At 57.9% G+C, this 26,304-nt stretch carries 20 protein-coding genes; 13 read left to right on the plus strand and 7 right to left on the minus strand.

Annotation, left to right across the window (positions count from 1 at the left end):
• Positions 1-7: 7 nt before the first annotated feature.
• From AC1MEE_RS21465 to AC1MEE_RS21525, 13 genes are all read left to right on the plus strand, one after another.
• Positions 8-1,447 (plus strand): sigma-54-dependent transcriptional regulator, encoded by a 1,440-nt coding sequence (locus AC1MEE_RS21465; protein WP_480411560.1) that lies wholly within the window; start codon positions 8-10, stop codon positions 1,445-1,447.
• Positions 1,448-2,166: 719 nt separating this feature from the next.
• Complete coding sequence (locus AC1MEE_RS21470; protein WP_480411561.1) at positions 2,167-3,582, plus strand: polynucleotide adenylyltransferase PcnB; 1,416 nt, start codon at positions 2,167-2,169, stop codon at positions 3,580-3,582.
• Between the two features lie 18 nt (positions 3,583-3,600).
• Positions 3,601-4,074: a 2-amino-4-hydroxy-6-hydroxymethyldihydropteridine diphosphokinase gene (folK, locus tag AC1MEE_RS21475; RefSeq protein ID WP_480411562.1), complete on the plus strand. Its 474-nt coding sequence runs from the start codon at positions 3,601-3,603 to the stop codon at positions 4,072-4,074.
• Positions 4,075-4,394: 320 nt separating this feature from the next.
• The gene (gene panB / locus AC1MEE_RS21480; RefSeq protein ID WP_480411563.1) at positions 4,395-5,195 is read left to right on the plus strand and encodes a 3-methyl-2-oxobutanoate hydroxymethyltransferase; all 801 of its coding nucleotides are present in this window, start codon (positions 4,395-4,397) and stop codon (positions 5,193-5,195) included.
• On the plus strand, positions 5,192-6,043 hold the full coding sequence (gene panC, locus AC1MEE_RS21485; RefSeq protein WP_480411564.1) for a pantoate--beta-alanine ligase: 852 nt from the start codon (positions 5,192-5,194) through the stop codon (positions 6,041-6,043). Before panB ends, panC begins: the two co-directional genes overlap by 4 nt.
• A gap of 4 nt (positions 6,044-6,047) precedes the next feature.
• Positions 6,048-6,428: an aspartate 1-decarboxylase gene (panD, locus tag AC1MEE_RS21490; RefSeq protein WP_480411565.1), complete on the plus strand. Its 381-nt coding sequence runs from the start codon at positions 6,048-6,050 to the stop codon at positions 6,426-6,428.
• 224 nt (positions 6,429-6,652) lie between these two features.
• A complete protein-coding gene (gene pgi / locus AC1MEE_RS21495) occupies positions 6,653-8,317 on the plus strand; it encodes a glucose-6-phosphate isomerase (protein WP_480411566.1) in 1,665 nt (554 codons plus the stop codon).
• Positions 8,318-8,443: 126 nt separating this feature from the next.
• Positions 8,444-10,381 carry an acetate--CoA ligase gene (gene acs / locus AC1MEE_RS21500; protein ID WP_480411567.1) on the plus strand — a complete coding sequence of 646 codons (1,938 nt, stop codon included), beginning with the start codon at positions 8,444-8,446 and terminating at the stop codon, positions 10,379-10,381.
• A 48-nt stretch (positions 10,382-10,429) separates the two neighbouring features.
• The gene (locus tag AC1MEE_RS21505) at positions 10,430-11,299 is read left to right on the plus strand and encodes an oxygenase MpaB family protein (RefSeq protein ID WP_480411568.1); all 870 of its coding nucleotides are present in this window, start codon (positions 10,430-10,432) and stop codon (positions 11,297-11,299) included.
• A 146-nt stretch (positions 11,300-11,445) separates the two neighbouring features.
• Positions 11,446-12,624 (plus strand): acetyl-CoA C-acetyltransferase, encoded by a 1,179-nt coding sequence (locus AC1MEE_RS21510; protein ID WP_480411569.1) that lies wholly within the window; start codon positions 11,446-11,448, stop codon positions 12,622-12,624.
• Between the two features lie 215 nt (positions 12,625-12,839).
• The gene (locus tag AC1MEE_RS21515; protein ID WP_480411570.1) at positions 12,840-13,856 is read left to right on the plus strand and encodes a class I SAM-dependent rRNA methyltransferase; all 1,017 of its coding nucleotides are present in this window, start codon (positions 12,840-12,842) and stop codon (positions 13,854-13,856) included.
• 107 nt (positions 13,857-13,963) lie between these two features.
• On the plus strand, positions 13,964-16,918 hold the full coding sequence (locus AC1MEE_RS21520; RefSeq protein ID WP_480411571.1) for a DUF748 domain-containing protein: 2,955 nt from the start codon (positions 13,964-13,966) through the stop codon (positions 16,916-16,918).
• 3 nt (positions 16,919-16,921) lie between these two features.
• On the plus strand, positions 16,922-17,215 hold the full coding sequence (locus AC1MEE_RS21525; RefSeq protein WP_480411572.1) for a DUF2845 domain-containing protein: 294 nt from the start codon (positions 16,922-16,924) through the stop codon (positions 17,213-17,215).
• A 191-nt stretch (positions 17,216-17,406) separates the two neighbouring features.
• Here AC1MEE_RS21525 and AC1MEE_RS21530 read toward each other — a convergent pair whose 3' ends face one another.
• From AC1MEE_RS21530 to nusA, 7 genes are all read right to left on the minus strand, one after another.
• Positions 17,407-17,757, minus strand: a complete 351-nt coding sequence (locus tag AC1MEE_RS21530; protein WP_480416293.1) for a BON domain-containing protein — start codon at positions 17,755-17,757, stop codon at positions 17,407-17,409.
• 301 nt (positions 17,758-18,058) lie between these two features.
• Positions 18,059-20,164, minus strand: coding sequence for a polyribonucleotide nucleotidyltransferase (pnp, locus tag AC1MEE_RS21535; protein WP_480411573.1), 2,106 nt, complete (start codon positions 20,162-20,164; stop codon positions 18,059-18,061).
• A 174-nt stretch (positions 20,165-20,338) separates the two neighbouring features.
• Complete coding sequence (gene rpsO / locus AC1MEE_RS21540) at positions 20,339-20,608, minus strand: 30S ribosomal protein S15 (RefSeq protein ID WP_397449884.1); 270 nt, start codon at positions 20,606-20,608, stop codon at positions 20,339-20,341.
• A gap of 118 nt (positions 20,609-20,726) precedes the next feature.
• A complete protein-coding gene (gene truB / locus AC1MEE_RS21545) occupies positions 20,727-21,644 on the minus strand; it encodes a tRNA pseudouridine(55) synthase TruB (RefSeq protein ID WP_480411574.1) in 918 nt (305 codons plus the stop codon).
• A 5-nt stretch (positions 21,645-21,649) separates the two neighbouring features.
• Entirely contained in the window at positions 21,650-22,078 is a 429-nt protein-coding gene (gene rbfA, locus AC1MEE_RS21550; protein WP_480411575.1) for a 30S ribosome-binding factor RbfA, read from the minus strand.
• A 161-nt stretch (positions 22,079-22,239) separates the two neighbouring features.
• The gene (gene infB / locus AC1MEE_RS21555) at positions 22,240-24,756 is read right to left on the minus strand and encodes a translation initiation factor IF-2 (RefSeq protein WP_480411576.1); all 2,517 of its coding nucleotides are present in this window, start codon (positions 24,754-24,756) and stop codon (positions 22,240-22,242) included.
• 27 nt (positions 24,757-24,783) lie between these two features.
• Complete coding sequence (nusA, locus tag AC1MEE_RS21560; RefSeq protein ID WP_480411577.1) at positions 24,784-26,265, minus strand: transcription termination factor NusA; 1,482 nt, start codon at positions 26,263-26,265, stop codon at positions 24,784-24,786.
• Positions 26,266-26,304: the final 39 nt, after the last annotated feature.

Consider the following 26,304-nt stretch of genomic DNA (forward strand, 5'->3'; position numbering starts at 1 on the left):
CGAATCAATGCCGCACATTCTGATCGTCGAAGACGAAACAATTATCCGTTCGGCCCTGCGCCGCCTGCTGGAACGAAATCAGTACCAGGTCAGCGAAGCAGGTTCAGTGCAGGAGGCACAGGAACGTTTCAGCATCCCCTCATTTGATTTAATAGTCAGTGACCTGCGCCTGCCTGGCGCGCCCGGTACCGAGCTGATCAAACTGGGTCAGGGCAAACCTGTCTTGATCATGACCAGCTATGCCAGCCTGCGTTCAGCCGTGGACTCGATGAAAATGGGCGCGGTGGACTACATCGCCAAACCCTTTGACCACGACGAAATGCTCCAGGCCGTCGCGCGCATTCTGCGTGACCGGCAATCGATTCAAAGCCTGCAAGCCGAACTCAGTGCAGGGGCGTCCAAACCTGCCGGCAATGACAAGGGCGTGATTGATAACAGCAACGGCGAAATCGGCATTATTGGCTCGTGCCCGCCGATGCAGGATCTGTACGTCAAGATCCGCAAAGTCGCGCCGACCGATTCCAACGTACTGATCCAGGGCGAGTCCGGCACCGGCAAAGAGCTGGTCGCCCGAGCACTGCACAATCTATCCAAGCGGGCCAAGGCACCGATGATTTCGGTGAACTGTGCCGCGATCCCGGAATCGCTGATCGAGTCCGAGCTGTTCGGCCACGAGAAAGGCGCATTCACCGGTGCCAGCGCGGGTCGTGCCGGCCTGGTCGAAGCGGCTGACGGCGGCACCCTGTTCCTCGATGAGATCGGTGAGTTGCCGCTCGAAGCGCAGGCGCGTTTGCTGCGCGTGCTCCAGGAAGGCGAGATCCGCCGCGTCGGTTCGGTGCAATCGCAAAAGGTCGATGTGCGTCTGATCGCTGCGACTCACCGCGATCTCAAGAGTCTGGCCAAGATCGGGCAGTTCCGTGAGGACTTGTACTACCGTCTGCACGTTATCGCGCTGAAATTACCGGCTCTGCGCGAACGGGGTCCCGACGTCAATGAAATCGCCCACTCGTTTCTGGCCCGGCAAAGCGCGAAAGTGGGTCGCACTGACCTCAAATTCGCTCCCGATGCCGAGCAGGCCATTCGTCATTACACTTGGCCAGGGAACGTTCGAGAACTGGAAAACGCGGTCGAGCGCGCCGTGATCCTGTGTGAGAGCCCGGAAATTTCCGCGGAACTGCTGGGCATCGATATCGAGCTGAGCGATCTGGATGATGACGATTTCATCGGCCTGGCCCCGCAGCAGAACGCTTCCAGCTCTACCAGCCACGAGCCCACTGAAGACCTGTCACTGGAGGACTACTTCCAGCACTTCGTTCTCGAGCATCAGGACCACATGACCGAAACCGAATTGGCCCGCAAACTTGGGGTCAGTCGTAAATGTCTGTGGGAACGCCGTCAGCGCCTGGGCATCCCGCGGCGCAAAACCAGTGTTGCCAGCGAAAGCTGAGACCACCAGGCGCGCGCGAGGCTCTGGCCCGCGGCGCTCCTGCCTTCCAAACAACTGTTACCTCACACGTATCGCGTAACAAAAGCCGGGGTTTAAGGTAACGAAACCCCGGCTTTTTTATGCCTGCAAAAAACTGCCACTCCCCGACAGCCCCCGGTTTTAAAGGGATTTAAAAAGTTGGCACAGGTCCTGCTATATGTCTTGTACAAGAACAATAACAAGCAATGCAACAGACAATAAAAATAAGACGAATCGACTCACGCACAATAAAAACAACACGGCGGAGGCGCAGCTAACTGATTCTTTTGGAGAGGAGTTGTATTTGGGGCTTGCCCCACAACCAGGCCGAGAATAATAAAAAGCTACCTTAAGGTAGAGCCTGAACTGGTTGGATCGAATGATCATTGCAACGCAGCGACCAAAGCAATCCGTTTGCTCTTGACTCCCGATTGGGAGGTTTCACAGGCAAAAAGCCCTGTGGATGGGGCACTTAACAAAAACAAAAAGCCCGACTCAATAATAAAAATAAAGCGCGAACACTTTGGGGGAGCTTCGGCTCCCCCAGTAGCTTCTGTCAGTCCCTCCCCCTTACGCTTCGACCTCTCATACAGCCCTGTGCGCAGCTTCCTACACCATCCCTCGACTAAATGCTAGAATCCCCGCCCATCATGCGGTCATTCTTCTTTTTTGGCCGAATATTCCTTCAAACAGTGCATCCCATGCTGAAGAAGCTGTTCCAGTCATTCCGTTCCCCACTGCGTCGGCCGCAACAAACGCAACACATACGCAGTACGCCTGAAGTGCTCAACAGCGGCCAGCATTCGCTGCAACGCAGCCAGTTCAGTCGCTACGCTGTCAGTATTGTCGAGCGTCTGCAGAACGCCGGCTATCAGGCCTATCTGGTCGGCGGCTGCGTGCGCGACCTGATGCTGCACATCACGCCCAAGGACTTCGACGTCGCCACCAGCGCTACGCCAGAGCAGGTGCGCGCCGAATTCCGTAATGCCCGCGTCATCGGCCGGCGCTTCAAACTGGTTCACGTCCATTTCGGTCGGGAAATCATTGAGGTCGCGACCTTTCGCGCCAACCACCCGCAAGATGATGAAGAAGAGGACAGCAACCAGTCTTCTCGCAATGAAAGCGGACGCATCCTGCGCGACAACGTTTACGGCACCCTTGAAGAAGACGCCCAACGCCGCGACTTCACCATCAACGCGCTGTATTACGATCCGGTCAGCGAGCGCATTCTCGATTACGCCAACGGCGTACACGACATTCGCAATCGCTTGATCCGGCTGATTGGCGATCCAGAGCAGCGCTATAAAGAAGATCCGGTGCGGATGCTGCGCGCCGTGCGTTTCGCGGCCAAGCTGGATTTCGGCATTGAAAAACACAGTGCCACGCCGATCCGGCAGTTAGCGCCGATGCTGCGGGACATCCCTTCCGCGCGCCTGTTCGAAGAAGTGCTGAAGCTGTTCCTGTCCGGTTATGCCGAATCCACCTTCGAAATGCTGGTCGATCTCGAACTGTTCGAGCCGCTGTTCCCGGCCAGCGCCAAGTCTCTGGAATTGAACCCGACATACACCCACACGCTGATCAGCGAAGCACTGGCCAATACCGACCTGCGCATTTCCCAGAACAAGCCGGTCACACCAGCTTTCCTGTTCGCTGCATTGCTTTGGCCTGCACTGCCGGCCAAAGTGATCCGCCTGCTGGAGCGCGGCATGCCACCGATCCCGGCCATGCAGGAAGCGGCACACGAACTGATCGCCGAACAATGCCAGCGCATTGCCATTCCAAAGCGCTTCACCATGCCGATCCGCGAAATCTGGGATATGCAGGAACGTCTGCCACGTCGCTCCGGCAAGCGTGCCGATCTGTTGCTCGACAACCCGCGCTTTCGTGCCGGCTACGACTTCCTGCTGCTGCGCGAAACCGCTGGCGAGGAGACCGAAGGCCTGGGCGATTGGTGGACCGACTACCAGGAAGGCAACGACAGCGAACGGCGCAACATGATTCGCGACTTGGGTAACAAGCCTGATGGTACCGGCGCCGCACCGCGCAAACGCCGTCGCAGCGCTGGCAGCAAACGCAAACGCAGTGCCGCCGATGCACCGAGCGCCTCTGGTGATTGATAGAGGCCGCGCCTGATCATGGAACGTATCTATATCGGTCTGGGAAGCAATCTGGCTGACCCGGCCGAGCAACTGCGCAACGCCCTCAAAGCCTTGGCGCAATTGGCACAATCCGAACTGATGGGCGTGTCTTCGTTTTATGCCAGCGATTCGCTGCTTCCTGGCCAGCCGCGCTTTACCAACGCGGTCGCCCTGCTGAACAGCGAACTTGAGCCTTTGACCCTGCTCGATGCGTTGCAAGCCATCGAACTCGGTCAAGGCCGCGAACGGCACGAGCGCTGGGGTCCACGCACGCTTGACCTGGACATCCTGCTGTTCGGCGACCGCCTGATTGATGAGCCACGACTGAAGGTGCCGCACTATCACCTGCACGCTCGTCCGTTTGTCCTGTACCCCCTGGCCGAACTTGCGCCACAGTTGCAACTGGCCGATGGTCGTTCCCTCAGCCAGTTGCTGGCAGATTGCCCCTTCATCGGCCTTGAACGCCTCTAATACTGTGGGAGCAGGGAGGGGACTGATTTATTTTCAGCGCTTCATCGAAAATCAATCTGTCCCCGCTGGCCAGGCCGGGGACAGATTGATTTTTCAAAGAGCGCAAAAAATAAATCAGTCCCCTCAGGTAACAGGTACACAGAACGGTAACACCCGTAATTGACTTCACGCCCCCTCCTCACGAAGATAGGCGTCCCGCTGTACCCTACCGGGCACAAAGGGCGCAAATCAGGCCATGGATAACACCGCCTAAGACGGTGTGCCTGTTTTTTCAGATGATCACGCGTTGCTCGCACAGCCTGTGAACGAGGACCTTTTCAATGCCAGACACAACCCTGACGACCCTGCAGAGTCTCAAGCAGAAAGGTGAAAAAATCACCATGCTGACCTGCTATGACGCGACCTTTGCTCACGCAGCCAGCCAGGCCGGTGTCGAAGTTCTTCTGGTCGGTGACTCTCTGGGCATGGTCCTGCAGGGTCATGACAGCACCCTGCCAGTCACCAACGCCGAGATGGCTTACCACGTAGCCTGCGTCAAACGCGGCAATCAGGGGGCCTTGATTCTCGCCGACCTGCCTTTCATGGCCTATGCGACCCTCGAACAGACCTTTGCCAACAGCGCGCAATTGATGCAAGCCGGTGCGCATATGATCAAGGTCGAAGGCGCTGCCTGGCTGGCCGAGTCGATCCGGCTGCTGGCCGAGCGGGGCATCCCGGTGTGTGCACACATGGGGCTGACGCCACAATCGGTGAACATCCTCGGTGGTTATAAAGTGCAGGGCCGTCAAGAGGCTCAAGCGCGTCAGATGCGTGCCGACGCCATTGCGCTGGAACAGGCGGGGGCAGCCATGATCCTGCTCGAATGCGTACCGAGCGAACTGGCTCAGGAAATTACCCATGCGGTAAAAATCCCGGTGATCGGGATCGGCGCCGGCAGTGCGACCGACGGTCAGGTGCTGGTGTTGCATGACATGCTCGGCCTATCCATCAGCGGCCGAGTGCCCAAGTTCGTGAAAAACTTCATGATCGGCCAGCCTGATATCCAGTCGGCATTGCAGGCCTATGTCGCCGCAGTCAAAGATGTGAGCTTCCCGGCAACCGAACACGGATTCTCGTCATGAACACAGTAAAAACCGTACGCGAATTACGCGCCGCCGTCGCCCGGGCACGCAGTGAAGGCAAACGTATCGGCCTGGTGCCGACCATGGGCAACCTGCACAGCGGGCACTCTGCGTTGGTGGTCAAAGCCGCCCAACGCACCGACTTCGTGGTGGCAAGCATTTTCGTCAACCCGCTGCAATTCGGCCCGAACGAAGACCTGGCGACCTACCCGAGAACACTGCCCGCCGATCAGGAAAAATTGCTCCAGGCCGGCTGCCATCTGTTGTTCGCGCCTTCGGTCGATGAAATGTACCCCCATGGCATGGACGACCAGACCCGGGTCAGTGTTCCGCACTTGTCTGAAGGGCTGTGCGGCGCCAGTCGCCCCGGTCATTTCGAAGGCGTGGCCACGGTGGTCAGCAAGTTGTTCAATATTGTCCAGCCGGACCTGGCGATTTTCGGCCAGAAGGATTACCAGCAACTGGCGGTGATTCGCGCGCTGGTTCGTGACCTGAACATGCCGATCCAGATCATCGGCGAACCGACCGTACGCGCCGCTGATGGTCTGGCGCTGTCATCGCGCAACAGCTACCTCAGCGACGAGCAACGTGCTGCGGCTCCCGCGCTATACCGTGCGATTACCCAGATCGCCGAAGCGATTCACAACGGCGAGCGCGATTTCAGCCGCTTGCTCGCCGACGGTCTGGTACAGATCAAGGCGGCGGGGTTTCGCCCCGACTATCTGGAAGTCCGCGATGCAACCACCCTGCGCCCAGCCACAGCGGAGGATCACGACCTGGTAATTCTGGCGGCGGCCTATCAGGGCTCAACCCGATTGATCGACAATCTGCACCTGACCAAGGAATAAAAAAATGCACGCAATCATGCTCAAGGCCAAGCTGCACCGTGCCGAGGTTACCCACGCTGTACTCGACTACGAAGGCTCTTGCGCCATCGACGGCGAATGGCTGGACCTTGCCGGGATTCGTGAATACGAACAAATCCAGATTTACAACGTCGACAATGGCGAGCGTTTTACCACCTACGCCATTCGTGGCGAAGAAGGGTCGCGGATGATCTCGGTCAACGGCGCTGCGGCGCATAAAGCGAAAGTCGGTGATCGCGTTATCATCTGCGCTTATGCTCATTACAGCGAAGCGGAGTTGCTCAATTTCAAGCCGAGCATGCTGTACATGGCCGCTGGCAATGAACTTAGCCACACCAGCAATGCCATACCGGTACAGGTAGCCTGAACGTTCCCGGAACAAGCAAAAGATATCGACCCACTGGAAAGCCCGGCCACCGATGTGTGAAATAGTACCGAGCAAAGGTCAAACAAGGCGCAGACAGGCGAGCAGACTGGGGTTAGTGTTCGGCTCCCTGACTACGCTGAATGATCAAGCTTTGACTGTTCATGCACCGTCCGGGCTTTTTTAGTGCCTCAAAAGGCAGTTCAAGTACAAGGAAACCCGCAGCGATGGCGTACTACCGCACCCCTCTCGACGTGACCACTCTGCCCGCCTGGCAGGCGCTGAACCAACACCGCGAAGCCATGCAGGATTTCAGCATGCGCGAAGCGTTCAATGCAGATCCGCAGCGATTCAATCAATTCACCCTCAGCAGTTGCGGGCTGTTCCTCGACTACTCAAAAAACCTGATCACCCCTGAAACCCGTAATTTGCTGGTAAATCTGGCGAACGAAGCAGGCCTGAAGGACGCGATCAAGGCATTGTTCTCCGGCGAACTGGTGAACGCCTCCGAAGGTCGCCCTGCCTTGCATACGGCGCTGCGCCGTCCGGTGGGCGACAAGCTGTCGGTCAATGGCGTCAACGTGATGCCTGAAGTGCACAAGGTGCTCAATCAGATCACCGAGTTGGTCGGGCGCATTCACGATGGCTTGTGGCGCGGCTACACCGAGAAGCCGATCACCGACGTGGTGAATATCGGTATCGGTGGCTCCTTCCTTGGCCCTGAGCTGGTGTCCGAAGCGCTGTTGTCCTACGCGCAGAAAGGCGTGCGCTGCCACTACCTGGCCAACATCGATGGCAGTGAGTTCCATGAGCTGTCGGCGAAAATCCGCGCGGAAACCACACTGTTCATTGTGTCCTCGAAGTCCTTCAATACCCTGGAAACCCTGAAGAACGCTCAAGCCGCCCGCAGCTGGTACCTGGCGCAGGGTGGTTCGGAAGCCGAGCTGTATCGCCACTTCATCGCTGTTTCCAGCAACAACGCTGCAGCGGTGGCCTTCGGGATCCGCGAAGAAAACATCTTCCCGATGTGGGACTGGGTCGGCGGTCGTTACTCGCTGTGGTCGGCCATTGGCCTGCCAATTGCCTTGGCCATCGGCATGTCCAACTTCAAGGAACTGCTGTCCGGTGCCTACACCATGGACCAGCACTTCCAGAGCGCACCGTTCGAACAGAACATGCCCGTGCTGCTGGCCCTGCTCGGCGTCTGGTATGGCAACTTCTGGGGCGCGCAAAGCCACGCGATCCTGCCGTACGACCACTACCTGCGCAACATCACCAAGCACTTGCAGCAACTGGACATGGAATCCAACGGCAAGAGCGTGCGCCAGGACGGTTCGCCGGTCTCCACCGACACCGGCCCGGTCATCTGGGGCGGCGTGGGTTGCAACGGTCAGCACGCTTACCACCAGCTGCTACACCAAGGCACCCAGCTGATTCCGGCTGACTTCATCGTGCCGATCGTCAGCTTCAACCCGGTAGCCGACCACCACCAGTGGCTGTACGCCAACTGCCTGTCGCAAAGCCAGGCGCTGATGCTCGGCAAGACCCGCGCCGAAGCCGAAGCCGAACTGCGCGACAAGGGCATGGCCGAAGAAGACATCCAGAAACTCGCGCCGCACAAGGTCATTCCTGGCAACCGCCCGAGCAACACCCTGGTGGTCGAACGCATCAGCCCACGCCGTCTTGGCGCGCTGGTGGCCATGTATGAGCACAAGGTCTTCGTCCAGAGCGTCATCTGGGGCATCAACGCCTTCGACCAATGGGGCGTGGAGCTGGGCAAGGAACTGGGCAAGGGCGTCTACCAGCGCCTCACAGGCGGCATTGAAGAGCCTGCCGACGATGCGTCCACTCAGGGCCTGATCAATTATTTCCGTGGTCGTCACCGCGGCTGATTGGTCTTTAGCTGCATCTCCAGACCCGCCCCCTTGCAAGAGGTGGCGGGTTTTGCACACTTGAACCCATCACCACCAAAGCGCACCCTTATGACTTGTTGCATCAACAAGAATAAGGACCCGTTCATGTTCGATATCAGCCGCTTCCCCATAGCCGACGCCGTGCGCAAAGCTGCGCAATTAAGCCCCGCCGACTATCAGCGCATGTATCAGCAATCGGTGGAGCAACCTGACACTTTCTGGGCCGAGCAGGCCAAGGCCTTTCTGGACTGGTCAAAACCCTGGCAGCAGGTGCAGCAAGCAGACCTGAGCACCGGGCAAGCCAGCTGGTTCAAGGGCGGCGAATTGAATGTCAGCTACAACTGCATCGATCGCCACCTGAAAGACCGAGGCGATCAGGTCGCGATCCTCTGGGAAGGTGACAACCCATCCGAATCCGCCGAGATCACCTACAAAAAACTGCATAACAACGTCGCCCGCCTGGCTAACGTATTGAAGAGTCGCGGCGTGAAAAAAGGTGATCGGGTCTGCATCTATATGCCGATGATCCCCGAGGCTGCCTACGCGATGCTCGCCTGCACCCGGATCGGTGCCGTGCACTCGGTGGTGTTTGGTGGTTTCTCGCCGGATGCGCTGCGTGATCGCATTCTCGATGCCGACTGCCGCACCGTGATCACTGCCAATGAAGGGGTGCGCGGCGGCAAATATATCGCGCTCAAACAGAACGTCGACAAGGCGCTGCAAAGTTGCCCGGACGTCAACACCGTACTGGTGGTGGAACGCACTCAGGGCGATATCGAATGGGTCGAAGGCCGCGATATGTGGTACCACGAGGCCGTGCGTGGCATGAGTGCTGACTGCCCTCCCGAACCGATGGACGCTGAAGACCCGCTGTTCATCCTCTACACCTCAGGCAGCACTGGCAAACCTAAAGGCGTGTTGCACACCACAGGCGGTTATCTGCTTCAAGCGGCGATGACCTTCAAGCACGTGTTCGATTACCGCGATGGCGAAATTTTCTGGTGCACCGCCGATGTCGGCTGGGTCACCGGTCACAGTTATATCGTCTACGGCCCGTTGGCGAATGGCGCGACTACGTTGATCTTCGAGGGCGTACCGAACTACCCGGATGCTTCGCGCTTCTGGCAGGTGATCGACAAGCATCAGGTCAACATTTTCTACACCGCGCCCACCGCCTTGCGCGCTCTGATGCGTGAGGGACCGGGGCCGCTACAAAGCACGTCACGCGACAGTCTGCGCCTGCTCGGCAGCGTCGGCGAGCCGATCAACCCTGAAGCCTGGGAATGGTATTTCCATCAAGTCGGCAAGGAGCGCTGCCCCATTGTCGATACCTGGTGGCAGACCGAAACCGGCGGCATCATGCTCTCCCCACTGGTCAGCGCCAGCCATCTCAAGCCAGGCTGCGCGACGCGTCCGTTGTTCGGCGTACAGCCGGTGTTGCTGGACGAACATGGTAAGGAAATCAGCGGTGCCGGCAGCGGCATTCTGGCGATCAAGGCCAGCTGGCCGGGGCAGATCCGCAGCGTGTATGGCGATCAGCAGCGCATGGTCGACACCTATTTCAAGCCCTACCCTGGCTACTACTTCACCGGCGACGGTGCCCGCCGCGACGAAGATGGCGACTACTGGATCACTGGCCGTGTGGACGACGTACTTAACGTTTCCGGGCACCGTATCGGTACCGCTGAAGTTGAAAGCGCGCTGGTGCTGCACGATAGCATCGCCGAAGCGGCGGTGGTCGGTTACCCCCATGACGTCAAAGGCATGGGCATTTATGCATTCGTCACACCCATGAATGGCGTAGAGCCGGATGAAGCCTTGAAGAAGGAACTCCTGGCTCACGTCACCAAGGAAATCGGCAGCTTCGCCAAACCTGAATTGATCCAATGGGCGCCCGCGCTGCCAAAAACCCGCTCAGGCAAGATCATGCGGCGGATTTTGCGCAAGATTGCCTGCAATGAACTGGACAGCCTGGGCGATACTTCGACCCTGGCAGACCCGAGCGTGGTCGAGGGCCTGATCGATAAGCGTCTGAACCGTTAAAAGCACCGGGCGCAGCCATCCCTGCGCCCGACCCGAACGTGAGAGCCCATGGAATTCATTCGTAGCCGTATCGAAACCCAAGTCATGAGCCTGACCGGGCTGTCTTTGGGTCAGCTGGACCTGGAGAACCCCAAAGGCGATCCCGGCCTGTTCGGTCCACAGGCCATCTGCTGGCAAGTGCATGCCGACTTCGGCAGCATGCTGATCGGAGGTATCAGCGCGCTGATGCTGCAGGCGTTGCACCCGTTGGCACTGGCCGGGGTTTGGGATCATTCGACCTTTCGTCAGGACATGCTCGGGCGCCTGCGTCGTACCGGACAGTTTATTTCCGGCACCACCTTCGGCTCGACCCGGGACGCCAACTGGTTGATCGAAAAGGTGCGCACCATCCACCTGCAAGTGACCGGCACCGCACCCGATGGGCGGCCCTATGCCGCCAGTGACCCGGACTTGCTGACATGGGTGCATGTGGCCGAGGTCAGCAGCTTTCTGGCGGCCCATCTGCGTTATCGCAATCCAGGTTTGTCGGGGGCGGCGCAGGATGCGTATTACGCGGAAGTCGCCACCATCGCCGAACGGCTCGGTGCCCGTGATGTGCCGCGCTCGCGGCAAGCGATCAGTGATTACCTCGAACGGATGCGCCCGCAGCTGATCTGCGATGAACGCAGCCGCGAAGTGCTGCGCTTATTACTGAATGCCCCCGCCCCGAGTCGGCTGGCCAAACCGTTCGGTGCGTTGATGATGAAGGCCGGTATCGACCTGTTGCCCAGCTGGGCCTGCGACCTGTTCGAGGTGTATCAGAGCCCGCTGCAACGCACATTGATTCGCGCCGGTATCAAACGCAGCACGCCATTGTTGCGCTGGGCGGTGCGCGACGGCTCAGCCCAGCGCGCCCACCGACGGATGGGCCTGTCGTGACAAAAATGCGCCTGGTCGGTTCGCAGTTGGAACCCGTGCCGCTATGTGTGACAACATGTGCCCCTTTGTCATAGCCACTGCCGCAGCGAATTGGGCCAACTGAATGTGGCCCGCCGCAAAACCCAATAATAGTGAGGACCTTCGCCATGCAAGACGTCGTTATCGTTGCCGCCACCCGTACCGCTGTCGGTACATTCCAGGGTGCCCTGGCGAATATTTCCGCAGTCGATCTTGGTGCTGCGGTCATTCGCCAATTGCTGGCTCAGACCGGCCTGGATGTCACCGAAGTCGATGAAGTGATCATGGGCCAGGTGCTGACCGCTGGAGCCGGGCAGAACCCTGCCCGTCAAGCCGCGATCAAGGCTGGCCTGCCATACGCAGTCCCGGCAATGACCCTGAACAAGGTCTGCGGCTCGGGCTTGAAGGCACTGCATTTGGCGACTCAAGCGATTCGTTGCGGTGACGCGGAAGTCATCATCGCTGGCGGCCAGGAAAACATGAGCCTGTCCAATTACGTCATGCCCGGCGCACGTACCGGCCTGCGCATGGGCCACAGCACCCTGATCGACACCATGATCAGCGACGGCCTGTGGGATGCGTTCAACGACTACCACATGGGCATCACTGCCGAAAATCTGGTGGATAAATACGGCATCACCCGCGAAGCACAAGATACTTTCGCCGCCGCGTCGCAACAGAAAGCCGTTGCGGCCATTGAAGCCGGGCGTTTTGTCGACGAAATCACCCCGATCCTGATCCCGCAACGCAAAGGTGATCCACTGTCGTTCGCCACTGACGAACAACCGCGTGCCGGCACCACCGCCGAATCCCTGAGCAAACTCAAACCTGCGTTCAAGAAGGACGGTACGGTCACCGCTGGCAACGCTTCGTCGCTCAATGACGGCGCCGCCGCCGTGATCCTGATGAGCGCAGCCAAAGCCCAGAAGCTCGGGCTGCCGGTTCTCGCACGCATCGCCGCTTACGCCAACGCCGGTGTCGACCCGGCGATCATGGGCATTGGTCCGGTCAGCGCTACTCGCCGCTGCCTGGCCAAAGCCGGCTGGTCGCTGGAGCAACTCGACCTGATCGAAGCCAACGAAGCCTTTGCCGCTCAAGCGTTGTCGGTAGGTAAGGAATTGGGTTGGGATGCCAGCAAAGTCAACGTCAACGGCGGCGCCATCGCCCTTGGCCACCCGATTGGCGCCTCAGGTTGCCGCATACTGGTGACCCTGCTGCACGAGATGATCAAGCGCGATGCGAAAAAAGGCCTGGCGACCTTGTGCATTGGTGGTGGTCAGGGTGTGGCGTTGGCTATTTCGCGCTGATCACAAACTTGCAACATTCACACCTGTAGGAGCTGCCGAAGGCTGCGATAAGGTCGGAACGACCTTCAATGATTTAAAGATCGCGACCGGTTCCCGGTCGATCGCAGCCTTCGGCAGCTCCTACAACTGAACTGCGCGTTACCTATGATCGCTCGGGAAGCACTTTCACTTAACTGATAAACTGCCGCGCCCATTTCCAACCCAAGGCGCTGTGCATGTCTTCCTTGAATCAGGCGCTAAGCGTCGCCCTCGATAACCGTCAGCAACTGCTCGCCGAGCTGCATCAGCAAGGTACGGATTGCTATCGGCTGTTCCATGGCAGCCAGGAAGGCGCCAGCGGCCTGACCATCGACCGTTACGGCCCGCAATTACTGGTGCAAAGCTTCCATCACGCACTGGAACGCGAGGTGTTGCTGGAGCTGCACGCCGCCGTCAATGCTCGTCTGGGGCTCGATACGCTGCTGGTCTACAACGACCGCTCTCAAGGCAACTCGCGCATAGACCGTAACGACTCGGTATACAAAGCCGAAGAGGCCGCTCTGGACGATCTGATCGGCCATGAGTGGGGCTTGAACTACCGGGTACGCGGGCGTCATGCCGGGCAGGATCCGCTGCTGTTTCTCGACTTGCGCAACACCCGCGGCTGGATAAAACAACACAGCGCCGGCAAAAGCGTGCTGAACCTGTTCTCCTATACCTGTGGGGTTGGCTTAAGCGCAGCGGCGGGTGGCGCGCGGGAAGTGTGCAACCTGGACTTTGCCGAAGGCAATCTGGCGGTCGGTCGCGAGAATGGCCTCCTCAACCCTCAATTGAAGCCCATGAAGTTTGTGCAATCCGATTACTTCCCGGCAATCCGTCAACTGGCAGGCCTGCCCATCGCCCCACGTCGCGGGAATAAACTGCCGGATTACGTGCGCCTGGAACAACGGCAATACGATCTGGTGTTCCTTGATCCACCCGCTTGGGCGAAAAGTGCATTCGGCACCGTCGATTTGCTGCGCGACTATCAGAGTCTGCTCAAGCCTGCCGTGCTCGCCACCGCCCCCGACGGCGTGCTGATCTGCTGCAACAATCTGGCGAAGGTCAGCATGGATGATTGGCGCGAACAGGTACTGCGCTGCGCCACCAAGGCCGGGCGCCCGGTGCGCGACTGGCAGGTACTGACGCCGGGGAGCGACTTCCCGTCCCAGGATCAACAACCACCACTCAAAACGCTGATTTTGCAACTCTGAAGCCCCTCACAACCAAGGAAATCTCCCACACGTATTGAGGCTATTTTTTCTGAACTAGATTCGCGTGCCATACTCCAAGCACCTCCAATAGAGAGACGACGCCTCACATGCCCAAAGGATTGAAACGCGCTATTGGCGCCTTGCTGACCGTCATCGCACTTTATAGCTTGCTGGGGTTCTTGATTCTGCCCGGCATCGCATTGCGTATCGTCAATCAACAACTGGCCAACTACTCCACGGTCCCGGCAAAGCTTGATCGCCTGGAGCTCAACCCCTACAGCCTGGAAGTCACCTTGTGGGGCCTGAACATCGGCACGCCGGGTCAAGAACAGGTCGGCTTCGAGCGGTTGTACACCAAGCTGCAGATTGACAGCCTGTGGACCGGCGCCCTGCATCTGGCCGCTGTGGAGTTGGACAAACCCAAGACCGAGCTGCTGTTCAGCAAGGACGGCGCGCTGAACCTGGCGCAGTTGTTCAAGCTGCCGCCCAGCGAGCCCGCCAAGGATGTGCCGCCCAGCAAGCCGTTCCCGCTGCGTATCGATCAGATCAAACTGGCCGACGGGTATGTCCATTTCCAGGACCTACGCCCCAGTGAGCCGATCGAGTTTCTTTATAACGAGCTCAATTTCGAACTGAAAAACCTCAGCACCCTGCCCCAAGACAATGCCGACATGACCCTTATCGCGGTGGGCCCTGAAGGTGGCCAGCTCGATTGGGTCGGGCGGATCAGCCTGGTTCCCATCGCCTCCGTAGGCAAGATCAAAGTCACTGACGGCAAGATGAAGGTCTGGTGGCCCTACGTACGCGATGCACTGCCGTTGGTACTGCAAGACGGCGTTCTGAACTTAAGCACCGACTACCAGTTCAGTCTGACCAACGGAACAGAACTGCAACTGACCAATACGTCGTTGAGCGTTGCGCCCCTCTCGATCAATGCCCCGGATGGTCGACCGCTGGTCCGCCTCGAACGCCTGGACGTGAGCGAGACCTCGGTCGATATGGCCAAACAACGGGTGACCGTGGGCAAGATCCGTAGCACCAAACTGGAAACCTGGGCTGCGCGTGAAGCGGATGGCCAGCTTGACTGGCAGAAGCTCTTCGCCAGCCAGCCGAAAAAACCGGTCCCCGCCGCTGCCATCAAAGCGCCGGCGGCCGCGGCAGGCAATGCGCCTGAAGTCGCCCAACAACCCATCGCCCCAAGTAAACCGTGGCAGGTGCTGCTGAGTGATGTGCAGTTGCGTGATTATCAGGTCCATCTGGCTGACCGGGTACCCGAGGAGCCGGTGAAACTGGACATCGGCCCGCTGAACCTGGATCTGCAGAATTTCGACAGCCTCAACCAGTCACCTTTCAGCCTCAAGCTCGACACCGGGCTGGGCAAACAAGGGCATATCACAGCCGCCGGCGACGTCAATCTAAGCCCGGTCAGCGCCAAATTGCAGGTCACCACCAAAGACATCGACCTGCGCCTGGCCCAGTCTTATATCAGCCCGTTTATCCGCCTTGAAATGCGCAGCGGCATGCTGGGCAGCGATCTGGCGGTCAACCTGAAAAGTACCGAGCCGCTGGCGTTCAGCGTCACCGGCAAGGCGCAGGTCGACCAACTGGATACCCTCGACACCCTCAAGCAGCGCGACTTCCTCAAGTGGCAGCAGTTGGTACTCGAAGGGCTGGACTACGAGCACGGCAACAGCCTGACGATTGCCAAGGTCAATCTGCAAAAGCCGTACGCCCGTTTCATCATCAACGATGACCGCACCACCAACATCGATGACCTGTTGATTCCGCAATCTGCCGACAGCAGTAAGCCAACGACTAAACCGGCGGCTGGCAAGGCCTCTGCAAACGGTGGAAAACCGATGGGAATTCGCATCGGTGAAGTGGATATCAATGACGGCTCAGCCAACTTCGCCGACCTCAGCCTCACGCCCCACTTCTCCACCGCGATTCAGCAGCTCAACGGCAAAATCGGCACCCTCGACAACCGTCAACCAAAACCTGCGACGGTCGATATCAACGGCAAGGTCGATCGTTATGCACCGGTGACCATCAAGGGCAGCCTTAACCCCTTCGACCCGCTGGCCAGCCTCGACATCGCCACCAGCTTCAAACGCGTCGAGCTGACCACACTGACGCCCTACTCCGGTAAGTTTGCAGGCTTTCGCATTCGCAAAGGGCGCCTCAATCTCGATCTGCATTACCTGATCACCAAGGGCCAGCTCAAGGCTGAAAACAAAGTGGTGATCGAGCAACTGCAACTGGGTGAAAAAGTCGACAGCCCGAATGCAGTCGATTTGCCGATTCGTCTGGCCGTTGCCTTGCTCAAGGACACCGATGGCAAGATTTCCATCGAACTGCCGGTATCCGGCGACTTGAACAGCCCGCAATTCAGTGTGATGCCGATTATCTGGCAGACGCTCCGCAATTTGGTGTTGCGCGCGGCTGAAGCGCCCTTCAAATTCATCGGTGGTTTGATCAGCGGCGGCGACGCCCAGGACCTCGGCAGCGTGGCGTTCGCCCCAGGCTCGAGTGACTTGAGCAGTAACGCCCAATCCTCCCTTGACAAGCTCTCAGCCGCCCTCAAGGCGCGTCCGGCGTTACGTCTGGAGATCGAAGGCACCGCCGCCGAAAGCAGTGACGGGGGATTGATTGCCCAGCAGCGCCTGGATCGTGAATACCAGAGCACTTACTACAAGATTCTGCAGCGCCGTGGCGACAAAGTCCCTGCACAGGCTTCACTGCTGCAAGTACCGGAAACCGAAAAAAATCCGATGCTCGAAGGCATCTATCGCGACCGCCTGAAACAACAACCGCCGGCCGAATGGGCCAATCTGAGTAAGGAAGAACGGGCCGCGAAGATGCGTGCAGAGGTGATCAAATCCTGGAGCTCCAACGAGCCGTTGCTGCGCCAACTGGGCCAGGCGCGCGCCAGTAGCATCAAGGATTATCTGGTCGACAAAGGCCACCTGACTGATGATCGGGTGTATTTCATCGATGCCAGCCTGGGTCAGGCTGAAGCTGATGGCCGTGTCGTCAGTCCACTGCATCTGGACAGTGAATAATCCATGCGAACGAGTGGCTTGGTAGTACTGGTATTGGCTTGCCTGACGAGCCAGGTGCAGGCCGACACCTTGCGTTGCGGCAGTCAATTGATCAGCGTGGGTGATCGGGAGTTTGAGGTGCAGCAGAAATGCGGTGAGCCAATAGCTCGAAACCTTATCGGCTACAAACGCAGCGCTAACAGACGCGAAGAAGTGCAGATCGACGAGTGGATCTACGGACCCAATAACGGCATGTATCAATACCTGCGTTTCGAAGGCGGCCGTCTGATTGGGATCGACAGCAAGCGCGGCAAGTAACCGCGGCGCCTCGCCCCACCTCCTCAAATAAAACCTGTGTCCACAATAGAACAGGCCCCCGACTCAAACGCCGGGGGCCTGTAATGACCACATCCTTATGGTCTTTCGCATGAACCTTCAATGAGTCAGCCGAAACCTTCCGTAGTGCCCAGCTGGGTGCTTATCAACACTCATAGCGCGTGGGTCAAGCGTTACTCAGACCTCAGGCCATCGGCCGAAACTGCTTTAACGCCTTTGATTTTCGTGGCGATATCGACTGCCATTTTTTTCTGGGCAGCGGTCACAGCGACGGTCGAAGACAGGGAAACCACGCCTTTGTTGGTTTCTACCTTGATCTTGGTGGCAGGGATGCCTTTTTCAGTGAGCAGATCGGCTTTGACCTTGCTGGTGATCCAGGTATCAGAGGTGGCGCCTTCGACTTGAGTCATTTCGCCAGCAGCAACAACCATCGGCGCTTGAGTGGATTGTTGAGCGAATGCCGCGTTGGCCATGGTGAACGTCAGTGCAGTGGCAGTAGCAGCGGCAATAGCGAACTTATTCATATTCATACGGGTCACTCCTGTTTTTCTCAAAATCTGCGCCGGTGTCATGGCGGCAGGGTTACAGGTGATATCGCAAGTGCTGTGCCAATCGCCGCTACACAATAAAATTCTTATAAAACAATTAGTTAGATATTAATGAACTATTGCGCTTCGTGCAGATTGCACGTTCGACCCTGTCCACCACATGCAAGATGCATGTTTTGCGCAGCTAAATTATTGGCTGAACGCATAAACCCTTAAAAGCACTCATAAAAAAGGACCCCGAAGGGTCCTTTCATTCCGCGTTCAGCAATCGGGCGAATTACACGCCGGATGCTTTTGCTGCTGCGACGTCTTTGATCGACAGCTTGATACGGCCGCGGTTGTCCACGTCCAATACCAGAACTTCAACTTCCTGACCTTCTTGCAGAACGTCGGTCACTTTCTCAACGCGTGCATCGCTCAGCATGGAGATGTGAACCAGGCCGTCTTTGCCAGGCAGGATGTTGACGAATGCGCCGAAGTCGACGATGCGCTCAACCTTACCGACATAGATCTTGCCGATCTCTGCTTCAGCGGTGATACCCAGAACGCGCTGACGTGCTGCTTCAGCCGCTTCCTTGGTTTCGCCGAAGATCTTGATCGTGCCGTCGTCTTCGATATCGATCGAAGCCTTGGTCTCTTCACAGATCGCACGGATGGTCGCGCCGCCTTTACCGATGACATCACGGATTTTGTCGGTGTCGATTTTCATCGCGATCATGGTCGGAGCGTTTTCCGACAGCTCGGTACGCGACTGGCCAATGATCTTGTTCATCTGACCGAGGATGTTCAGGCGCGCTTCCAGGGCTTGGCCCAGAGCGATTTCCATGATTTCTTCGGTGATGCCTTTGATCTTGATGTCCATCTGCAGCGCGGTAACACCTTTGGCGGTACCGGCTACTTTGAAGTCCATGTCGCCCAGGTGATCTTCGTCACCGAGGATGTCGGTCAGGATGGCGAACTTCTCGCCTTCTTTAACCAGACCCATGGCGATACCGGCAACTGGCGCCTTCATCGGAACACCAGCGTCCATCAGAGCCAGGGAAGCGCCGCAGACCGAAGCCATGGAGCTGGAGCCGTTGGACTCGGTGATTTCCGATACGACACGGATGGTGTACGGGAACACGTCAGCAGCAGGCAGCATGGCCTGTACGCTGCGACGAGCCAGACGGCCGTGACCGATTTCGCGACGACCAGCGCCACCCATGCGACCACACTCACCTACCGAGAACGGAGGGAAGTTGTAGTGCAGCATGAACGGGTCTTTGCGTTCGCCTTCAAGGGTGTCGAGCAGTTGTGCGTCACGCGCGGTACCCAGGGTAGCTACAACCAGAGCCTGAGTCTCGCCACGGGTGAACAGCGCCGAACCGTGAGTCTTCGGCAGAACACCGACTTCGATGTTCAGAGGACGTACGGTACGGGTGTCACGGCCATCGATACGCGGCTTGCCGTTGACGATGTTCTCGCGCACGGTGCGGTATTCGATTTCGCCGAAAGCAGCTTTGACTTCGGACGAAGACGGCTGGCCTTCTTCACCGGACAGCTTGGCAACGATCTGGTCGCGCAATTCACCCAGACGGGCATAACGCTCGTGCTTGACGGTGATGGTGTAAGCCTGGGAAATCGCGTCGCCGAACTCGGAGCGGATAGCACCCAGCAGAGCGGTGGCTTCAGCCTTTGGCTGCCAGTCCCAAGTAGGCTTGGCGGTTTCGGCGGCCAGCTCTTTGATAGCCTGGATCACAACCTGGAATTCGTCGTGAGCGAACAGAACAGCGCCCAACATCTGGTCTTCGGTCAGCTCTTTGGCTTCCGATTCAACCATCAATACGGCTTCCGAAGTACCGGCAACAACCATGTCCAGGCTCGAAGCCTTGAGTTGTTCGTAAGTCGGGTTCAACAGGTAGCCGGTGCTTTCGTGGAAAGCAACGCGCGCGGCACCGATAGGGCCGTCGAAAGGAATACCGGAGATCGCCAATGCAGCCGAAGTACCGATCATGGCAGCGACGTCTGGATCAGTCTTTTTGCTGGTGGACAGAACGGTGCAGACAACCTGCACTTCGTTCATGAAACCTTCTGGAAACAACGGACGGATCGGACGGTCGATCAGACGCGAAGTCAGGGTTTCTTTTTCGGAAGGACGGCCTTCACGCTTGAAGAAACCACCGGGGATCTTGCCCGCAGCGTAGGTTTTTTCCTGGTAGTGAACGGAAAGTGGGAAGAAGCCTTTACCTGCGTCAGCTTGCTTGGCACCGACCACAGTCACTAATACGCTGACATCGTCGTCAACGGTGACCAATACTGCGCCGGAAGCTTGACGGGCGATACGGCCTGTCTCGAGGGTGACGGTCGATTGACCGAACTGAAATTTCTTGATTACCGGGTTCACGGTTTCCTACCTTCTTTGTGGCTCTTGGGGAACTGGTTTCTTGCGAATTCTTGGGCAGTGACAGGGTTCGGACCCATCGACCGTCCAGATAAAACTTGAGGCTGGAAGCCTGCCCCGATCCGTCGAGTAAACCCGACGAGTCGTGACAAACAACCAACCTCTAGCACATCGTTATTAGCGACGCAGACCCAGACGAGCGATCAGAGCGCTGTAACGGCTAACGTCCTTACCTTTCAGGTAATCCAGCAGCTTGCGACGCTGGTTTACCATACGGATCAGACCACGACGCGAGTGGTGATCTTTACCGTTGGCCTTGAAGTGGCCTTGCAGTTTGTTGATGTTGTGGGTCAGCAGTGCAACTTGCACTTCTGGAGAACCAGTATCACCAACAGCTTGCTGGTAGTCGGTTACGATTTGAGCTTTTTCTTCAACGCTGAGTGCCATGTGGGCAATCCTTTTTTCAGGAAACCGCTCCGAAGAGACAGCTTCAATAGGCCGAGGGCAAACCCTCGTATTTTAAAATGAGTAGTGACCGTGCCTACTGACAGCCACCCTCGTTCGATCATTCTGACCGAATCAATCGACGTGGCGCGATCCGCCCGTCTTCACTCACTTCACCGATACCGATGAAGCGGCCTTCATGATCTTGCACTCGAACCATGCCGAACTGCGGCGCGTCCGGTGCTCTGACTGGTTGACCATGCAACCAGTAGAACGAACTGTGTTCCGAGAACTGCAACAGCGGCCAGTGCAGCAAACCGCTGTCCGATGGCATCAGGAAGCGATCTACCGCTTCGTTGCCGCCGTCGGCGTGTACCTGCTCCAACTCTTCCAGCGTAACCGTCTGGGCCAGGCTGAAAGGTCCGGCCTGGGTGCGGCGCAACTCAGCAACGTAGGCGCCACAACCGAGCTTTTCACCGATATCTTCGACCAGGGTACGAATATAGGTGCCTTTGCTGCAGTCAACCGCCAGGCGCGCTGTATCGGCTTCGCACTCCAGCAATTCCAGGCGCGCAATAGTAACAGAACGCGGTTCACGCTCCACCACTTCCCCCGCTCGGGCCAGCTTGTACAGCGGCTGGCCATCACGCTTGAGCGCTGAGTACATTGGCGGTATCTGACTGATTTCACCGCGAAAAGCCGGCAAAACCGCTTCGATATCGGCACGACCAACGGTCACCGGGCGCGTCTGTAAAACTTCACCTTCGGCGTCCGCCGTGGTGGTGGTTTTACCCAATTGCATCTTGGTTTCGTACGCCTTGTCCGAATCGAGCAAGTACTGGGAAAACTTTGTCGCTTCACCGAAGCACAACGGCAAGACACCCGTCGCGAGCGGATCGAGGCTGCCGGTATGCCCGGCCTTTTCCGCATTGAGCAACCAACGCACCTTCTGCAAGGCCGCGTTGGATGTAAAGCCCAGCGGTTTGTCGAGCAGGATGATCCCGCTGACGTTGCGGCGTATACGCTTGACCTGAGCCACCCGCGCTACTCCTTGCTGTTTTCTGGCAAAGAGCTTTCTGGCGTGTTTTCTGACTGAGCGTCTTCCGGGTGATTACCATCCTCGGCCACCGCACGCTCGATCAGAGCCGAAAGATGAGCGCCACGCACGACGCTTTCGTCGTAGTGGAAGTGCAGCTGCGGCACACTGCGCAGTTTCATTTCGCGGGCCAGCTGCATGCGCAGGAAACCTGCCGCCGAGTTGAGCACCTTGATGGTCTGCGCGATGTCTTCAGCGCTGTCCTGGCCCATCACGGTCATGAAAATCTTCGCATGACCGACGTCACGGCTGACGTCGACAGCGGTGATGGTGACCAGGCCGACGCGCGGGTCTTTGATTTCACGGCGGATCAGCTGTGCCAGCTCGCGCTGCATCTGATCGCCAATACGTTGGGTACGGCTATATTCTTTTGCCATGTATTACTACCTGTCACTGACCTGGGGCGAAACCCGCACGGTCTGAAAGCGGCAAACGCCCGGCCTGACAAAATGCCGGACCGGGCGTTGCGTTTAGAGCCCATGACGGATCGTGATGCATTTGCATGCGACGACCCGCCATGGCTCTTACAGCTCGCGACTTAGAGGCTGCGAGCCACTTGGACTTTCTCGAACACTTCGATCTTGTCACCGACTTTAACGTCGTTGTAGCTCTTCACGCCGATACCGCATTCCATGCCGGCACGTACTTCGGAAGCGTCATCCTTGAAGCGGCGCAGGGATTCCAGCTCGCCTTCGAAGATAACGATGTCTTCACGCAGTACACGGATTGGACGGTTACGGTGAACAACACCTTCGGTAACCATGCAACCGGCGATCGCGCCAAACTTCGGCGAACGGAACACGTCGCGGACTTCAGCGATACCCAGGATGTTCTCCCGGACGTCGCTGCCAAGCATACCGGTGAGGGCTTTCTTGACGTCTTCGATGATGTCGTAGATTACGTTGTAGTAACGCATATCCAGACCTTCCTGCTCGACGATCTTGCGAGCGCCGGCATCGGCACGCACGTTGAAGCCGAACAGTACAGCGTTGGAGGCCAGTGCCAGGTTGGCGTCGCTCTCGGTGATACCACCGACACCGCCGCCGACCACGCGCACTTGCACTTCGTCGTTGCCCAGGCCATTCAAAGCGCCATTCAAGGCTTCCAACGAACCACGGACGTCAGATTTGAGGACGATGTTAAGCGTCTTCTTCTCTTCCTGACCCATGTTCTCGAAGATGTTTTCCAGCTTGCCAGCGTGAGCACGAGCCAGTTTGACTTCGCGGAACTTGCCCTGACGGAACAGAGCCACTTCACGGGCTTTCTTCTCGTCAGTCAGTACGCTCAGCTCATCGCCAGCATCCGGAGTACCGTCCAGGCCGAGAATCTCGACAGGGATGGAAGGACCGGCTTCCTTGATCGACTTGCCGTTCTCGTCGAGCATGGCGCGGATGCGGCCATAGTTCGAGCCGACCAACACCATGTCGCCTTGGCGCAGCGTACCGTCTTGAACCAGAACGGTTGCAACCGGACCACGACCTTTGTCGAGACGCGATTCAACCACGACACCACGACCAGGAGCGGACGGGGTCGCTTTCAGTTCCAGAACTTCGGCTTGCAACAGGACGGCTTCAAGCAGTTCGTCAACGCCGGTACCCACTTTCGCGGAAACCGAAACGAACGGAGTATCGCCGCCCCATTCTTCGGAGGTCACACCGTGAACAGACAGTTCGCTCCTGATGCGATCGAGATCGGCACCCGGCTTGTCGATTTTGTTCACTGCTACGACCAGCGGGACACCGGCAGCCTTGGCATGTTGAACAGCTTCGATGGTCTGCGGCATGACGCCGTCGTCCGCAGCAACAACCAGAATCACGATGTCGGTCGCCTTGGCACCACGAGCACGCATTGCGGTAAACGCAGCGTGACCAGGGGTGTCGAGGAACGTCACCATGCCACGGTCAGTTTCAACGTGGTACGCACCGATGTGCTGAGTGATGCCACCGGCTTCGCCAGCTGCAACCTTGGCGCGACGGATGTAGTCGAGCAGCGAGGTTTTACCGTGGTCAACGTGGCCCATTACGGTCACGACTGGAGCACGAGAGAACTCTTCACCTTCGAACTTCAACGATTCGGCCAGGGAATCTTCCAGGGCGTTGTCGCTGACCAGTTTGACCTTGTGGCCCAACTCTTCGGCGATCAACTGGGCAGTTTCCTGATCCAGTACCTGGTTGATGGTCACCGGGGTGCCCATCTTGAACATGAACTTGATCACTTCAGCCGCTTTGACCGACATCTGTGCCGACAACTCGCCGACAGTGATAGTCTCGCCGATGGCAACGTCGCGGACTACAGGGCCGGTTGGGCTCTGGAAACCGTGAGCATTGCGCTTTTTCAGCTTGGCCTTGCCGCGACCACCACGACGGAAGCTGTCGCTTTCTTCGTCGGTAGTACGAGGCGCGACGCGTGGCGCTGGCGCTTTCTCTTTAACAGAAGCGCGATGCGGAGCGTTCTTGCGATCACCATCACCACTGCCACGACGACTGTTGTCATCGCTGCGTGGTTTGTCCGGACGGCGCTGTTCGTCTTTCTTGCGTGCGTCAGCAACGGGTGCTGCAGCCACAACCGGCACTTCTCGCACAGGTTCGACAAAAGCAACAGGAGCGGCAACGGCAGCAGGAGCAGTCGATTGCGCAGCAGCAGGCTGGTTACGCGCCTGTTCTTCGGCGCGACGCTTGGCTTCTTCTTCAGCCTTTTGACGTGCGGCATTTTCTACAGCACGACGTTCATCCAGCTCGCGCTTGCGCTCGGCTTCGATTTCTTCCGGGCTGCGTTGTACGAACACTTTCTTCTTGCGCACTTCAACGCTGATGCTTTTGCTGCCAGCAACGCGCAGGGTACTGGTGGTTTTGCGCTGCAAAGTGATCTTGCGCGGCTCTTCCACTTTAGCCTTGTGACCGCTTTTCAAATGCGTCAACAGGGCTTGTTTCTCTATATCGGTCACAACTTGCTCGGCGGCGGTGTGCGGCAGACCTGCCTCACGCATCTGCTGTAACAGGCGCTCTACCGGTGTGTCGACCACTGTGGCCAGTTCTTTCACCGTGACTTGCGTCATGCACTTCTCTCCTCAGGCCGCGCCTACTTACTCGAACCAATGGGCTCGGGCGGCCATGATCAACTTGCCGGCACGAATATCGTCAATGCCGTCGATGTCGAGCAGGTCGTCAATAGACTGCTCGGCCAGGTCTTCGCGGGTAATTACGCCGCGCACCGCCAGTTCCATCGCCAAATCCTTGTCCATACCCTCAAGCGAGAGCAGGTCTTCGGCCGGATGGGCGTCTGCCAGCTTTTCCTCAGTAGCGATGGCTTTAGTCAACAAACGATCCTTGGCCCGAGCGCGAAGCTCGTTGACGGTATCTTCGTCAAAGCCATCGATGTTGAGCATTTCTTCCAACGGTACGTAGGCAATCTCTTCCAGGCTGGTGAAGCCTTCATCGACCAGCACCTGTGCCAGATCTTCGTCGACTTCCAGCTCGTCGATGAAGTTGCGCAGGATGTCACCGGTTTCTGCTTGCTGCTTAGCCTGGATGTCCGATTCGGTCATCACGTTCAGGGTCCAACCAGTCAACTGGCTGGCCAGACGCACGTTCTGACCGCCGCGACCAATGGCCTGAGCCAGGTTGTCTGCGCCAACGGCGATGTCCATTGCATGGGCATCTTCATCGACGATAATTGCCGCCACTTCAGCTGGCGACATGGCGTTGATCACGAACTGCGCCGGGTTGTCGTCCCACAGCACGATATCCACACGCTCGCCGCCCAATTCGCCGGAAACAGCTTGAACGCGCGAACCACGCATGCCGATACAAGCGCCTTGCGGATCGATTCGTTTGTCCTTGGAACGAACAGCGATTTTTGCACGCGAACCCGGGTCACGAGAGGCAGCCATCACCTCGATGAGACCTTCGGAGATTTCCGGTACTTCGATCCGGAACAGCTCGATCAGCATCTCTGGCGCAGTACGCGACAGGATCAACTGAGGGCCACGGTTTTCAGTGCGAATTTCTTTGAGCAATGCACGAACGCGGACACCTACACGGAAAGTCTCCCGCGAAATGATGTCTTCACGCGCCAGCAACGCTTCAGCATTGTTACCCAGGTCGACGATGACATTGTCACGCGTAACCTTTTTAACGGTGCCAGAGATGATTTCACCCAGACGCTCGCGGTAGGCATCAACGACTTGAGCACGCTCGGCTTCGCGAACTTTCTGCACGATGACCTGTTTAGCAGTCTGCGCAGCGATCCGACCGAATTCGATGGAGTCGATTTTAACTTCGACAACATCGCCGGCTACGGCGCCTGGCTGTTTCTCCTGGGCCTGATCTACAGCCAACTCGAATGCTGGATCGTCCAGATCTTCGTCTTCGACCACTGTCCAGCGACGAAAGGTCTCGTAGTTACCGGTCTGGCGATTGATCTCCACACGCAGTTCAACTTCATCTTCGAAACGTTTCTTGGTAGCAGTGGCAAGAGCCAGCTCAAGCGCTTCAAAAATCACACCTGCCGGAACGCCCTTTTCATTGGACACCGACTCAACAACCAGCAGTACTTCTTTGCTCATCGTACGCCTCGCCTTTCGCAAGCCATTGGATCCGCGGGA

This window comes from Pseudomonas sp. ASL3, assembly GCF_056680425.1.